The 281-nt window shown below is 51.6% G+C and carries 1 protein-coding gene; it reads right to left on the bottom strand.

Annotation, left to right across the window (positions count from 1 at the left end):
• Nucleotides 1-281 (bottom strand): oxidoreductase (locus AAEZ06_RS27105; RefSeq protein WP_502948056.1); only part of this gene is annotated, 281 nt, incomplete at both ends.

The raw sequence follows: 281 nt of genomic DNA on the forward strand, positions 1-281 counted from the left end.
TCCCTCAACATTGTTGAACGTGCCAAGTGGTGAAATACGAATACCCACGTGATCAGCATCCCATGCCTCTACGCAAGCATCAATCACGTCCAAGGTTAGACGCGCGCGGTTTTCGCGGCTGCCACCGTACTCATCGTCACGCTGATTGGTATGCTCGGCCCAAAACTGATGCAGCAAATAACCATGCGCGCCATGAATCTCAATACCATCAAACCCCGCTTCCTGCGCGCACTTGGTTGCATGTGCAAAGTCAGTAACCACTTGCTGAATCTCATCAAGAC

Source organism: Pseudomonas sp. HY7a-MNA-CIBAN-0227 (assembly GCF_040310325.1).
Taxonomy (GTDB): domain Bacteria; phylum Pseudomonadota; class Gammaproteobacteria; order Pseudomonadales; family Pseudomonadaceae; genus Aquipseudomonas.